Below are 15,582 nucleotides of genomic sequence, written 5' to 3'. Positions count from 1 at the left end.
TCACTCCTCTACGGTCATCTTGCGCAAACCGGGGCGGCGGGGAGCCGTCGGTTCCTCCGACCACGGTGCGAGCGCGGCCACTGTCGGCAGGTCGAAGATCTTGCGGATGGGAATCTCGATCCCCAGGTCGGCGCGGGCCCGGCTGATCAGCCGGGTGGCCAGCAGGGAGTGCCCGCCGAGCGCGAAGAAGTTGTCGTCGATGCCGACCCGGTCGATGCCGAGCACCTCGGCGAACAGTCGGACCAGGGTCTCCTCGCGGGCGTTGCGCGGCGCCCGATAGGCGGCCCCGCCGAGCTCCGGCTCGGGCAGCGCGGCCCGGTCCAGCTTGCCGTTGGGCATCAGCGGCAGCCGGTCCAGGAACACCAGTGCCGACGGCACCATGTACTCGGGCAGTCGCTCGGCGAGGAATCCTCGAACGGTGTCGCCGTCGACCTCGCCCGACGACACCAGGTACGCGACGAGCCGCGTGCCGACGCCGGTGCCCCGGGTGAGCACGGCGGCGCGGGCGATGTCGGGGTGCGCGGTGAGCGCGGCCTCGACCTCGGCGGGCTCGATCCGGAAGCCGCGCAGCTTGACCTGCGCGTCCCCCCGCCCCACGTACCGGAGTTCACCCTCGGCGTTCCAGCGGGCCAGGTCCCCGGTGCGGTACATGCGCGAGCCGGCCGGGCCGAACGGATCGGCGAGGAAGCGCTCCGCGGTCGATCCGGGGTTGCCGTGGTAGCCGCGGCCCACGTTCCCGCCGACGTACAACTCGCCGACCGCGCCCGGCGGCACCGGCGCGAGGTCGGGGCCGAGGAGGTAGGCGCGCATGTTGCCGAGCGGGGTGCCGACGGGCGCGCTGCCCGCCCAGTCCCGGGTGTCGCCGGAGACGGTACTGGTGGTGGCGTAGAACGACTCGCTCTGCCCGTAGGCGTTGACGATCCGGACGCCGGGGAACGCCTCGCGCGTCTTGTCGACGAGCGACGGCGGCAGGGCCTCGCCGGCGAAGACCACCGTCTCCACCTCGACCCGGTCGCGGATGCGGTCGACGAGTTCGGCGAAGGCCGACGGCACGGTGGACACCACCGCGCCGCTCCAGCTCTTCCGCTCGTCCAGGACCAGCACGTCGCGGACCACGTCGACGACGCCGCCGGCGGCGAGGGTGGTGAAGATCTCGAACGCCGAGACGTCGAAGTTGATCGACGTGCCGGCGAGCATGCGCTTGCCGGATTCCATGCCCACCCGGGAGGCGAGCCGCAGTACGCCGTTGACCACGTTGGAGTGGGTGATCGCGACGCCCTTGGGCTTGCCGGTGGATCCGGAGGTGTACAGCACATACGCCAACTGCTCGGCGTACGGCGGTCGCTCGATGGCGACGCGCGCGGTGGTCGGGTCGAGCACGTCGAGGAGCACGTCCGGGGCGTCGTGCTCCGGCAGCGCGGCGACAGTCGCGGAGTGGGTCAGCACCAGGTGCGGGCGCGCCTCCTCGAGGATGGCCCGCAGGCGTTGGCTCGGGTACTTGGGGTCGACCGGCAGATACGCGCCGCCGGCCTTCAGGACCGCGAGCAGGGCGACCACCAGGTCGGCCGAGCGCGGCAGCGACACCGCCACGGGCGACTCCGGACGCACCCCGAGTTCGACCAGTTCGCGCGCCAGCCGATCGACCCGGGCGTCCAGCTCGCGGTACGTGAGCGATTCGCTCTCGGCGACCACGGCGACCGCGTCCGGGGTGCGCGCCGCCCGGGCCTCGACCAGTTCGGTGATGCTCACGTCCGGGGTGGGCACGGCCGTGTCGTTGAACGCGACGAGCAGGCGCTCGCGTTCCGCCGGATCCAGCGTCTCGACCCGGGCGACCGTGCGTGCCGGTTCGGCCACGAGTTGCCGCAGGATGCGCAGGAAGCGGGCCGCGATCGCCTCCACCGCGGCCCGGTCGAAGGCATTCGGCGCGTACTGGAGGATGAACTCCGGGTGCGGGTCGGCGGCCACCATCAGGGCCAGCGGGTAGTGGGTGCCGTTGTTCGGGCGCAGGCCGGTGAAGGTGATCCCGTCCGCGGCGGCGCCGGCGGCGGTCAGGCCCTCGCGGTCGATGGGATACGACTCGAAGACCACCAGGGTGTCGAAGAGGGACGGCAGGCCGATGGCCTGTTGGATCTCGGTGAGCCCGTGGTGGTGGTGCTCCATCAGGTCGGCCTGTCGGCTCTGCAACGCGACCAGGACCTCGGCGAGGGTGTCGCCGGGGGCGTGGCGCACGCGGACGGGGACGGTGTTGATGAACATCCCGACCATCGACTCGACGCCCGCCACCGCGGGCGGGCGCCCGGAGACGGTGGCGCCGAAGACCACGTCCCGGCGGTTGGTGAGTCGGCCGAGCAGCAGTGCCCAGGCGCCCTGCACCAGGGTGTTGAGGGTGATGCCCATCGCGGCGGCCCGACGGATCCACTCGCGCGCCTCGTCGACCGGGAGGGCGATCTCCAACTGTTCGAGACCGCCCTCGCCCACGCCGGCGGAGCCGGGCGCGAGCAGGGTCGGCTCCTCGATCCCGTCGAGTTCGGCCGCCCACGCCCGTGCCGTCTCGTCCTCGTCCTGCCGGGCCCGCCAGGCCAGGAATTCGCCGTAGCTGCGGCTCTCGGGCAGGCCGGCCGGATCGCCTCCGGAGGCGTAGAGCAGGAGCAGGTCGCGCATCAACAACGGCATCGACCAGCCGTCGAACAGCACGTGGTGGGCGGTCATCACGAACTCCGCCCGCCCGGCCTCCAGGGTGATCAGGGCCAGTCGCATCAGGGGAGGGGTGCGCACGTCGAAGTGGGCGGCCCGGTCCCGGACGAGGAATCGCTCGAACGTCTCGGTCCGCTCCGCCTCGCCGACCGAGGTCAGGTCCAGGTGTGTCCAGGGCACGGTCACCCCGCGCGCCGGCACCGCCTGTACGAGAGCGCCGTCGGCCCGCTCGACGAACGCCGCGCGCAGGTTGGTGTGCCGCTCCAACAGTGCCTGACCGGCTCGACGCATGCGTTCCGGGTCGACCTCGCCGGAGAGCTGGAAGACCAGCTGCACGTGGTAGGCGTCGAAGGACGCGCCGGCCAGCATGCTGTGGAACAACATCCCCGATTGCGCGGGGGTGGTCGGCCAGATCTCGGTCAGCCGGCCGAGCCGGGCCTCCCAGTCGTCGATCTCCTCCTGACGCACCTCGACCAGCGGCGCGTCGGTCGGGGTCAACCCGCCCGCGTCGGGGGTCGCGGCGTGCCGGGCCAGCGCGGTCGACGCCTCGACCCACGCCTCGGCCAGCTCGGTCACGTCCTCGCGGGAGAGCACGCCGGTGGGGAAGGCGAAGTGGGCGGTCAACTCGTCGCCGGCGGCGGTGGGCGTGGCCACCACGTCGATCTCCAGGGCCGAGAGCACCGGCATGTCCGCGTCCGGTGCGGCGATCAGGTCCGGGTGCGTGGTGTCCGGCGCCCAGCCCAGGCCGCGCAGCTCCGCGGGGATGTCCGTGCCGGAGGCGCGGCCGAGGTAGTTGAACCCGATCTGCGGCTCCCGCTCGGCGGCCAGTGCCCCGGCGGTGTCCTGGTTGAGCCGGCGCAGCAGGCCGTAGCCGATGCCGTTGTCCGGCATCGCGCGCAGCTGCTCCTTGACCGCTTTGATCGCCAGGCCGGCGGCCGGGCCGCCGGCGAACGCGTCCGCCACGTCGATCCCGGCCAGGTCGAGCCGTACCGGGAACGAGGAGGTGAACCATCCGATCGTGCCCGACAGGTCCGCGCCGGGGATCACGTGCTCCTCCCGGCCGTGCCGCTCCATCCGCACCAGCGCCGAGGACTCGTTCCCGCCTCGGGTACGACGCCGCCGCGTCAGCGCCAGCGCGAGCGCGGCCAACAGCCCGTCTTCGGCCCCGCCACGGAACACCGCCGGGACGGTGGTCAGCAGGGCCTCGGTGACGTCGGCCGGCACCCGGACCCGCACCGTGTCGACGGTGGCCGCGACATCGCGGGTGCGGTCGAGTTCCCGGGCACCGAGCACGGGCTCGTCGCCGCTCAGGATCCGCTGCCACACGGGCAGTTCCGCCACGCGCGCGGCGTCGGCGGCCTCGGCGGCCAGGGCATGCGCCCACCGGCGCAGCGAGGTTCCCGCCGGCGCCGGTTCGGGGGTGCGGCCGGCGTGGATCCGTTGCCACGCGGAGATCAGGTCCGGTACCAGGATCCGCCACGACACCCCGTCGATCACCAGGTGGTGCAGCACGATCAACAACCGGCCCGCGCCCGGGTCGGCGGCGAACCACACGAACTGCGCCACGACACCCGCGTCCGGATCCAACCGGCTCGCGGCGGCGTCCAGTTCGGCGGTGACGTCGGCGTCGCCGCTGGGCACCTCCCGCAGCAGCGCGCCGGCGTCCACGCTGCCGGGCGGCTCGATCCACAGACCCGGCCGGGCCCGGTCGAGCCGCGAGCGCAACACGTCGTGCCGGTCCAGCACGGCCTGGAGCGCGCCGAGAAGTTCGGCGCGGTCGATGCGCTCGGGCAGGGTCAGCATCGCCAACATCGAGAACCGCCCGATGCCACCACCGAGTGCGAGCACGTGCGCCGCCATCGGCGTCAGTGGGGCCGGGCCGACGCCACCGCCCGGCAACTCGGCCAGGATCGGCCCCTGTTCGGCGTCCCGCCCCGCGACGGACTCGGCAAGCCGGGCGACCGTGCGGTGCTCGAAGATCTCCCGGACGCCGACCGTGATGCCCCGGGCCTTGGCCCGGGCCACCACCTGGACCGAGCGGATACTGTCGCCGCCCAGCGCGAAGTAGTCGTCGCCGATCCCGACACTCTCCAGACCGAGCACTTCGGCGAACACGGCGCACAGGATCTCCTCGCGCCGATTCCGCGGCGCCCCGCCGGTCGACACCTGTGCGAAGTCCGGCGCCGGCAGCGCCCGCCGGTCGAGTTTCCCGTTGGGCGTCAGCGGGATCGCGGAGAGCGGGACGATGGCGGCGGGCACCATGTAGTCGGGCAGCCGGGCGCGCAGGTGCTCGCGCAGGTCGGCGAGCAGGACGGCGTCCCGGGACGGCGCCGTGGCATCGGCCTCGGTCGGCGCGCGGTCCGGCGCAAGCTCCGGCGCGAGGCCCGACCCGGAGTCGGGTTCGGACTCCGGCTCGGGGTTCGGCTCGGGGTTCGGCTCGGGTTCCGGAACCACATAGGCGACCAGCCGCTTGTCGTCCCCGTCCTCGCGCACCACGACCACCACCTGCGTCACGCCGGGGTGTGCCGCCAATGCATGCTCGATCTCGCCGAGTTCGATCCGGAATCCGCGGACCTTGACCTGGAAGTCGGTCCGACCGACGTAGTGCAGCCGTCCCTCCCGGCCCCAGCGCACGAGGTCCCCGGTGCGATACATCCGGGCGCCGGCGGGGCCGAACGGACAGGCGACGAATCGTCCGACGGTCAGGTCGGGCCGCCCGTGATATCCGCGGGCCAGGCCGTCGCCGGCGATGTACAACTCGCCGTCGACCCCGCGCGGGACCGGCCGCAGCCGCGAATCCAGCACGTAGACCCGGGTATTGCCGATGGGTGTGCCGATCGCCGGGGCACCGGATCCGGGCGCGACGGGCGCGCTCGTCGACCAGATCGTCGTCTCGGTCGGGCCGTACACGTTGAGCACGTCGACGGCCCGGTCGGCCAACGTCTCGGCCAATCGCTGCGGCAGCGCCTCGCCGCCGACCAGGACCCGCAGGCCCGTCGCGGCGGTCGGCTCGTGGGTCAGCACCATCTGCCAGAACGCGGGCGTCGCCTGTACGACGGTGACCCCGTGCCGACCGATCGTCGCCACGGCGGCGGCCGGATCGGACACGGTGTCCTTGTTCGCGAGCACCACCGCCGCCCCGGAGATCAGCGGCAGATACAGCTCCAGCGCCGCGATGTCGAACGAGATCGTCGTCACCGCCAGCAGGCGATCCGCGGGCGACAGCGGGACCCGCCGACTCATCGTGGCCAGGAAGTTCGTCAGCGCGCCGCGCGGGACCGCGACACCCTTCGGGTTACCGGTCGAGCCGGAGGTGTAGATGACATAAACGGTGTTGTCCGGCGACACGCGCACGGTCGGCGCCGAGTCCGGGCCCGTGGACAGATCCATGTCGGCCCATGTCCCGGTGTCGAGCACGAGCACCGGGCGGGAGTCCGCCAGGATGTGGTCGATCCGGGAACCCGGGTGCTCCGGGTCGATCGGGATGTAGGCGGCGCCGGCCTTCTGCACCGCGAGCAGTGCGACCACGAGGTCCGCGGAGCGGGGCAGTCGGACGGCGACCGGCGACTCCGGCCGCACCCCGCGCTCGATCAGCCGGTGCGCCAGCCGGTTGGCCCGGGTGTCCAACTCGCGGTAGGTCAGCGACCGTTCCTCGCCGATGACGGCGAGCGCGTCGGGGGTGTCGCGCGCGTGCCGTGCCACCGTGTCCACGAGGTCGGCGGCGGGGATCGGCTCAACCGTGTCGTTCGCCGTGCGCAGCAGCCACGTCCGCTCGTGCTCACCGAGCACGTCGAGGTCACCGACACCCACGCCCGGATCGGCGACCACCAGTTCCAGGATGCGTACGAACCGCTCGACGATGTCGGCCGCCGTGGCCCGATCGAACAGTTCGGTCGCGTACTCGAGTCGGCCGTGCGCACGTCCGGTGGCGTCCGGGACCACGTTCAGGAACAGGTCGACCTTGGCTGTGTCGGTACCCACCGGCACGGGGGTGACCCGCAGACCCGGTATCTCGATCGGCGGCCACACGAACTGCCAGGCCAGCATCACCTGGAACAGCGGCTGGTACGCGGTGGAGCGTTCCAGGTCGAGCAGTTCCACCAACCGCTCGAACGGCACGTCCTGGTTGTCGTAGGCGGCCAGGGACTTGTCCCTCACCTGTTCGAGCAGTTCGCCGAACGAGGGGTTGCGGGACAGGTCGGCCCGCAACACCCAGGTGTTGACGAAGAACCCGATCAGCTCGGCCAGGGCATCGTCGGTGCGCCCCTCGATCGGGCTGCCGATCGTCACGTCGTCACCGCCGCCGAGGGTGCGCAGCAGCACCGCCAGCGCCGCCTGGGCCACCATCGGCGCCGTGGCGCCGCGGTCCGCGGCCAGTTTCCCGAGCCGGGTGAGCAGCTCGGGTTCCAACTCGAAGGAGACATGACCGCCGTCGTGGCCGGCCACCGTCGGCCGGGGCCGGTCGAGCGGCAGCTGCAACGGCTGCGGCACGTCGGCCAATTCGCCTCGCCAGTAGTCGAGTTGCGTGGCGGCGAGGCTGTTCGGGTCGGCCTCGTCGCCGAGCAACTGCTGCTGCCACAGCGTGTAGTCCTTGTACTGCACCGGAAGTGGTGTCCACTCCGGCGCGCTCCCCTGCCGCCGGGCCGTGTACGCCGACACCAGATCCCGGAGGAACGGCGCCATCGACGATCCGTCGGCCGCGATGTGGTGGAACACGAACACCACGACGTGCTCCTGCGGGGCGACCCGCAGGAGGGTCACCCGCAGGGGCAGGTCGGTGTGCAGTTCGAACCCCTCGCAGGCGACCTCCCGCGTCACGGCCTCGACCGCGTCCGCCGCCACGTCGACCACCCGGAACCGCGGAATGGCCGCCTCCGGGGCCAGGATCCGCTGCTCCGGCGTTCCGTCGGCGTCCTCCACGATCAGGGTGCGCAGGCTCTCGTGCCGAGTGACGATGTCCGTCACCGCCGCGGCCAGGGCCGCCGTGTCCAGTGGCCCGTCCAGGCGGAGCACGAACGGAATGTTGTAGGTCGCGGACGAGCCTTCCAGACGGTGGAGGAACCACAGCCGACGCTGGGCGAAGGACAACGGGATCATCGACGCTTCTCCTATGTGGTCATCGGGCGCAGCTGCGGGCGGCTGGAGGCGGTCGATTCGCCGAGGCTCTCCGCCAGCTTGGCGACGGTCGGATTGCGGAATACCGTCGTGACTTTCACGTCGACGTCGAGTTCGTTGCGGATGCGACCGGTCAGCCGGGTGGCCAGCAGCGAGTGCCCGCCGTGCTCGAAGAAGTCGACGTCGATGCCGATCTCCTCCACACCGAGCAGTTCGGCGAACAACCGGCAGAGCACTTCCTCCCTCGGGTTGCGCGGCCCGCGACCGACGGCGGCCTCGGTCTGCTCGGGCACGGGCAGGGCCTTGCGGTCGAGCTTTCCGCTCGCCGTCGTGGGGAACTCGGCGAGCGGCACGATGGCCGAGGGGACCATGTACTCCGGCAGCCGTTCCCGGGCCAGGTCGGTCAGCGCGGCGAGGTCGAGGTCGGCCGCCCGCGCGATGCCCGGGCCCTTGCCCGGGACGACGTAGGCGACCAGCCGCTGATCGCCGGCGCGCTCTTCACGCACCACGACCACCGCGTGGTCGACGTCGGGGTGTGCCGTCAGCGCCGCCTCGATCTCGCCGAGTTCGATCCGGAAGCCGCGCACCTTGACCTGGAAGTCGGTGCGGCCGAGGTATTCGACCTGGCTGTCCTCGTTCCAGCGGACCAGGTCGCCGGTGCGGTACATCCGGCTTCCCGGGGCGCCGTACGGGCAGGCGACGAACCGGTGCGCGGTCAGGTCGGTGCGGCCGAGGTAGCCCCGGGCGAGGCCGGCGCCGGCCAGGTACAGCTCCCCCGCGACGCCGGGAGCGACCGGGCGCAGTGCCGCGTCCAGCACGTACACCTGCGTGTTCCAGACCGGCGCGCCGATCGGGACCCGCTCCGCGCCGGGTACGTGTTGCCAGGCGGTGACCTCGACGGCCGCCTCGGTGGGCCCGTAGAGGTTGTGCACCCCGCAGTCGGGCAGCAGGTCGACCGTCTTGTTCGCGAGCGTGGCCGGGAACGCCTCGCCGGCGACCTCGATCCAGCGCAGGCTGGTGCACGCCGCGGCCGAGGGTTCGGCGACGAACGCCTCCAGGAGGGAGGGCACGAAGTCGGCGCCGGTCACCTTCTCGCGCCGGATCAGCTCGGCCAGATAGGCCGGGTCCCGGCGCCCGTCGGGCCGGGCGATCACCACGGCGGCGCCGACCTGGAGGGGGGCGAACAGTTCGGGTACCGACACGTCGAAGCTCGCCGAGGTACTGAGCAGCACCCGGTCCCGTTCGTCGACGTCGAAGTGCGCCAGGCCCCACTTCAGCCGGTTCATGATCGACCGGTGTGACACCTGTACGCCCTTGGGGCCGCCGGTGGATCCGGAGGTGTAGATGACGTAGGCGGCGTTGTCGGGCGACAGCGTGCGCTCGGGGTCGACCACCGGATATCCGCAGACGTCCGGGAGCGTCCCGTCGAGCACCAGGAGCGGCTTCGCGCTGTCCAGTACGTGGCGCACCCGGTCTTCGGGCAGGTCGGTGTCCACGGGGAGGTAGGCCGCACCGGCCTTGACCACGGCGTAGATCGCCACCATCAGGTCCACCGACCTGGGGATCCGCACCGCGACGGTGTGCTCGGGGCCCGCGCCCTGGACGATCAGCCAGTGCGCCAGTCGATTGGCGCGCCGGTTGAACTCGCCGTAGGTCAGCGTCTCGCGGTCGCCGATCAGCGCGATCCGGTCGGGCTCCCGTGCCACCTGGGCCTCGAACGCGCCCGGCAGGGTGTCGGGGGCCACCGGGTGCGTTGTGTCGTTGACCCGGCGTACCAGCCGGTCCCGCTCGTCCGCAGCCAGGACGTCGACGGCGCCGATCGGCACGGTGGGGTCGGCGAGCACCTGCTCCAGCACCCGCACGAGCCGGGCGGCGACCTCCTCGGCCGCGGCGCGGTCGTAGAGGTGGTTCTGGTAGTCGAGGGACAGTCGCAGGTAGGGGTCGGAGGCGTTGAGCGTGAGCGGGTAGTGCGAGCCCGCGAACGGCCGGATGGCGTCGATGGAGAAGCCCGCGGAGGTGTTCGCCTCGATCATGCCCTCGCGGTCGATCGGGTAGGACTGGAAGACCACGATGGTGTCGAACAGGGCGGGCAGTCCGACCCCGCGCTGGATGTCGGCCAGCCCGTAGTGGTTGTGGTCGAGCAGCGCGGTCTGCCGCCGCTGCAACTCGGTGACCACGTCGGCGACACGCTGGTCGGGTGGGCACGGGACCCGGATCGGCAGGGTGTTGATGAACAGGCCGACCATCTCGTCGGAACCGAGCAGGTCCGCCGGGCGACCGTTGACGGCGGCGCCGAAGACCACGTCCTGCTGTCCGGTGAGCTTGGCGAGCAGGATCGCCCACGCGGCCTGGAGCAGCGTGTTCAGCGTGACGCCGAGTTCGGCGGCGCGCCGGGCGAGTTCGCGGCCCTTGTCGATCGACAGCGGTACCTCGATCCGGCCCAGGGCCGACGCCGTCTCCCGCAACGCGGTGCTCGGGGCCACCAGGGTCGGCCGGTCGAATCCGGCCAGCTCCGCGGCCCACGCGGCGGCCGACGCCTCCCGGTCCTGCGCGGCCAGCCAGGCCAGGTAGTCGCCGTAGCCGCGGACCGGCGTCATCTCGTGGGTGCCGGAGTAGAGCCGGATCAGGTCCGTGATCACCGACGGCGACGACCAGCCGTCGAACAGCGCGTGGTGCGCCGTGATCACCAGCTTGGCCCGCTTCGGCCCGCAGGTGAGCAGGGCCAGGCGCAGCAGCGGTGGCCGGACGGGATCGAGTTGGTCGACCCGGTCCGCGGCGAGGAACCGGTCCAGCTCGGCGTCCTGTTCGACCTCGTCGCGGTCGGTCAGGTCGATGTGCCGCCAGGGGATGTCGACGTGTTCCGGCACGACCTGGATCGGCTCACCGCCGGCTCCGGTCAGGAACGCGGAGCGCAGGTTCGGGTAGCGGGAGAGCAGTGCCTGCCCGGCCGCCCGGGTGCGCTGCGGGTCCACGTGTCCGGACAGGTGCAGCACGAACTGCATGTGGTAGACGTCGAAGGAGCCGTCGGCGAGCGCCGCCTGGAACAGGATGCCGGACTGCGACGGGGGCATCGGCCACACCTCGGCCAGCCGGCCGTAGCGCTCCTCCCAGGTCTCGATCTCGTCCTGTCCCACTGTGACCAGCGGGTTGTCCGACGGCGTCAGTCCGCCGATCGCCGGCTGCGCGGCGTGTGCGGCCATCCCGCGCAACATCTCCACCCACAGCTCGGCCAGTTCGGCGACGCGTTCGCGGGTGAGCAGGCCGGTGGGGAACATGAGGGCGGCCTGCAGTCGGGTGCCGTCGGGGGTGTCGGTGGCGACCGCGCTGACCTCCAGGGCGGACAGCGCGGGCAGGTCCGGGTCGGGTGTCGGGACCAGTTCGGCGGACCAGGACGACGCCGGTCCCCATCCCTGCGCGCGCAGGTGTTCGGGCACGTCGGCGTCGGAGATCCGGCCGAGGTAGTTGAACCCGATCTGCGGCACCGGGAGTTCGGCCAGTTGGTCGGCGGTCTCCGGGTTGAGGTGACGCAGCAGGGCGAATCCCACGCCCTTGTCGGGGATGGCGCGCAGTTGCTCCTTGACCAGCTTGATCGCCCGCGCGACGCCGGACCCGCCGCCCGACACCTCGGCCGGGTCCACGCCCCGCACGTCGACCCGGGCCGGATACATGCTGGTGAACCAGCCGACGGTGCGGGACAGGTCGGCGCCGGGGACGACGTCCTCCTCGCGGCCGTGTCCCTCCAACCGGACCAGGGTGGAGTGCTCCGCGCCCTGCCACCGGTTGATCGCCAGGGCGAGTGCGGCGAGCAGTACATCGGTCCCGGTGCCCTTGAAGGCCGCGGGGAGCGTGGTCAGCACCGCCTCGGTGACGTCGGCGGGCACCTGCACCCGCACGCTGTCGAGCGTGGCCATCACATCCACCGCGGGGTCGAACGCGCGGGCGCCCAGCGGAGGGTTCGGCGCTTCCAACATGTCGCGCCAGAACGCCAGTTCGGCTTCCCGCTTCGGGCTCAGCGCCTCGTCCGCCAGGGCCGATGCCCAGCGGCGGGCCGAGGTACCGACGGCGGGCAGTTCGGGCGTACGGCCGGAGCCGACCTGCTGCCACGCCTCGGCGAGGTCGGCCATCAGGATCCGCCAGGACACGCCGTCCACCACGAGGTGGTGCAGCACCACGAGCAGTCGGCCGGCGCCCGACTCGGCGGCGAACCAGACGAAGTCGGCCATGGTCCCGGCTTCCGGGGCCAGGCGTCCGGTCGCCTCGTCCAGTTCCGTCCGCGCCAGGTCGAGCAGCTTCGGCTCGTCCCACCGGCCGTCGCACGGGACCCGGCGGATCAGCTCCGCCGCCCGCACCGCGCCCCGCGGGCGGACCACGAGGGAGGATTCGCCGTGCTCGCGCACCAGTCGCGCGCGCAGCAGGTCGTGCCGGTCGAGTACCGCGTCCAGCGTCGCCGCCAGGCCGCTCTCGTCGATGCCGGCGGGCAGTTCCAGGGCGATCGACATGGCGAACCGGTCGATCCCGCCGCCGTGTTCGAACACCTGCCGGGCCACCGGCTGCAACGGCATCGGGCCGACGCCGCCGCCCTCGTGCTCCGCGAGCGCCGGGATCGTGTCCCGTCGCGCGGTCGCCACCTCGGCGAGTCGGGCCGCCGTACGGCACTCGAAGATCTCCCGCGTGGTCAGCTCCAGGCCCCGGGCCCGGGTCCGGGCCACCACCTGGATCGAGCGCAGGCTGTCCCCGCCGACCGCGAAGAAGTCGTCGTCGACGCCGACGCGCTCCACGCCGAGCACGTCCGCGTATGCCGCGGCGACGATCGCCTCGGCCTCGGTGCGCGGTTCCCGGTAGGTCTCGCCGACGAACTCCGGCTCGGGCAGGGCCGAGCGGTCCAGTTTGCCGGTCGGTCCCAGCGGCATCCGACCGAGCACCACGAAGGCCGAAGGCACCATGTAGTCGGGCAGCCGGGCCGCGACGAACCTGCGCAGCTCGGCGGCCGAGGCGCCGGACTGGACGTCCACGTCGCCGATCCCGCCGGCGCCGTCGTCGCCGACACGTTCGCCTTCGGTGTGCACCACGTACGCGACCAGTCGCCGGCCGCCGCCGGGCACCTCGCGGGCGACCACCACCGCCTCGCCGATCCCGGGGTGCGCCGCGCAGGCCGCCTCGACCTCGGCGGTCTCGATCCGGAAGCCGCGCACCTTCACCTGGCCGTCGCCGCGCCCCAGGCATTCCAGCTGCCCGCGCGCGTTCCATCGGGCCAGGTCGCCGGTGCGGTACATCCGCTCGCCGGCCGGACCGAACGGGTTGGCCACGAACCGCTCGGCGGTCAGGCCCGGACGGCCGTGGTAGCCGCGCCCGAGGCAGGTGCCCACCACGTACAACTCGCCGACCACACCCTGGGGCACCGGGGCCAGCCCCGGGCCGAGCACGTAGGCGCGCACGTTGCCCAGGGGGGTGCCGATCGGCGCGACCTCACCGTCCGTCCACTCCTCGGATCCGCCGATGGAGAACGTGGTGGCGTAGAAACTCTCGCTCTGCCCGTAGGAGTTGACGACCTGCACGCCGGGCAGCGCCTCGCGCACCTGCCGCACCAGTCGGGCCGGGAGGATGTCGCCCGCGAAGACGACCGTGCGCACGTCGGTGGTCTTCTCCAGGTGGCCGACCAACTCGCCGAACACCGAGGGGACCGCGCTGATCACGTGGCCGGCCCAGCCGGGCCGCTCGGCCAGGGCCAGCGCGTCGGGCACCACCTCGGCCGTGCCGCCGGTGGACAGGGTGGTCAGCAGTTCGAAGACCGAGACGTCGAAATTGACCGAGGTGCCGGCCAACATCCGCCATCCGGGCGGCGCGTCCAGCACGCGGACCAGCTCCCGCACGCCGTTGACCACGTTGCGGTGGGTGATCGCGGCGCCCTTCGGCTTGCCGGTGGAGCCGGAGGTGTACATCACGTAGGCCAGGTGGTCCGGCGCCAACGGCGAGATCCGGCGCGCGTCGTCCGGCGCCCCCACGGGCGTGTCCCACTGCGCGCGCCGGTCCAGGTCCACGGCCCGGATGTCGTTGGCCGGCATGTCCGACCACGTCCGCGTGTCGGTGACCGCGAATCGCGGACCGGCCTCGGCGAGCACCGTCCGCGCCCGCCCGCCCAGGTACCGCGGGTCCATCGGCACGTATCCGGCACCGGACTTGAGGATCCCGAGCAGACCGACCACCAGGTCCTCGGTGCGCGGCAGGGCCAGCACCACCAGGTCCTCGGGCCCGGCACCGCGCCGGATCAGCTCCCACGCGACGGCGTTGGCCCGGTCGTCCAGTTCGCGATAGGTCAGCGTGCGCTCGTCGCACACGATCGCCGGGGCGTCCGGTGTCGTCGCCACCTGGGTTTCGAACAGCTCCGGGACCGTCAGCTCGGTCGGGGTCGTGGCGGTGTCGTTGAACGTGCCGAGCAGCCGCTCCCGCTCGGCCTCGTCCAGCACGTCGATCCCGCCGATCCCGCGCTCCGGGTCGGCGGCGAGTCGGCCCAGCACGCGCACGAACCGCCCCGCGAGGGCTTCGACCGTGTCCCGGTCGAACAGGTCGGTGCGGTACTCCAGTCGGCACTGCGCCCCGCCCGAGGCGTCGGGGAGCAGGTCGAAGAACAGGTCGAACTTGGCGGTTCGCGTCTCCAGCCGCTCGGCGCGCACCTGCAGACCGGGAATGGTCAGTGCCGGCACCGGCGGCTGCCAGGAGAGCATCACCTGGAAGAACGGGTTGTAGGCGGTGGACCGGTCCGGGTTGAGCAGTTCCACCAGTCGCTCGAACGGCATGTCCTGGTTGTCGTAGGCGGCCAGCGCCCGATCCCGCACCCGCCCCAGCAGTTCGCCGAAGGTCGGGTTGCCGGAGAGGTCGACGCGCAGCACCCAGGTGTTGACGAAGAAGCCGACCAGATCCCGCAGTTCCTCGTCGGTGCGGCCCGCGATCGGGGCGCCGATGGGCACGTCGTCGCCGCAGCCGAGGTGGTGCAGCAGCACCGCGAGCGCGGAGTGCATGACCATCGAGACCGTGGTGTCCGCCTGCGCGGCCAGCTTCTCCACGGAGCGGAGCAGGTCGGGGTCGATGGCGAATCCGACCGCGTCACCGCGGGCGCTCATCATCCTCGGCCGCGGCCGGTCCGTGGGCAGCGCCAGCGGCTGCGCCATGTCGGCCAACCCCTCTCGCCAGTAGGCGAGTTGCCTGGCCGCCAGGCTCTTTGGGTCGGATTCGTCGCCGAGCACGTCGCGCTGCCACAGCGTGTAGTCCGCGTACTGCACCGGCAGCGCCTCCCACACCGGTGCCGCGCCCGCGCGGCGTGCCGCGAAGGCCGCGGTCAGGTCGCGGAACAGCGGCCCGAACGACTCCCCGTCCACGGCGATGTGGTGCGCCACCACCACCAGCGTGTGCTCGCGCGGACCGCACCGCACCAGCTCGGCCCGAATCGGCACGTCGGCCGCCAGGTCGAAGCACTTCGTGGCCACCGCGTCGACCGCCGCCGCCCGCCCCTCCTCGGCGACCTCGACGACCGGCAGGCGAAACGGCTCGTGATCGGCGGGCAGCACCACCTGATGGGGGACCCCGTCGTCGTCCTCGACGATCACCGTGCGCAGGACCTCGTGCCTGTCGACGACATCGCGAAGCGCCGACTCCAGTGCGCCCACGTCCAGTTCGCCGGTCAGCCGCAGCGCGAACGCGCCGTTGTAGGTCGGCGAGGGGCCTTCGAAGCGGTCCACGAACCACAGCCGACGCTGCGCGAACGACAACGGAATCATT

2 protein-coding genes are annotated in these 15,582 nt (G+C 72.4%); both read right to left on the bottom strand.

Going from position 1 to position 15,582, the window contains the following annotated elements:
• The gene (locus ACH4XV_RS03325; protein ID WP_395786566.1) at nucleotides 1–7,791 is read right to left on the bottom strand and encodes an amino acid adenylation domain-containing protein; all 7,791 of its coding nucleotides are present in this window, start codon (nucleotides 7,789–7,791) and stop codon (nucleotides 1–3) included.
• 11 nt (nucleotides 7,792–7,802) lie between these two features.
• Complete coding sequence (locus ACH4XV_RS03320; RefSeq protein ID WP_395786565.1) at nucleotides 7,803–15,581, bottom strand: amino acid adenylation domain-containing protein; 7,779 nt, start codon at nucleotides 15,579–15,581, stop codon at nucleotides 7,803–7,805.
• Nucleotide 15,582: the final 1 nt, after the last annotated feature.

Origin of the sequence: Embleya sp. NPDC020630 (assembly GCF_044334985.1) — a bacterium.
In the GTDB taxonomy this organism is placed as follows: Bacteria; Actinomycetota; Actinomycetes; order Streptomycetales; family Streptomycetaceae; genus Embleya.
Note: the sequence above shows the minus strand (reverse complement) of the source record. Positions and strands in the feature narration are given on the sequence as shown.

Bases quoted from the DNA above. Each gene is read 5' to 3' on its own strand.
- ACH4XV_RS03325 (WP_395786566.1), bottom strand. From the start codon at position 7,791: ATGATCCCGTTGTCCTTCGCCCAGCGTCGGCTGTGGTTCCTCCACCGT.
- ACH4XV_RS03320 (WP_395786565.1), bottom strand. From the start codon at position 15,581: ATGATTCCGTTGTCGTTCGCGCAGCGTCGGCTGTGGTTCGTGGACCGC.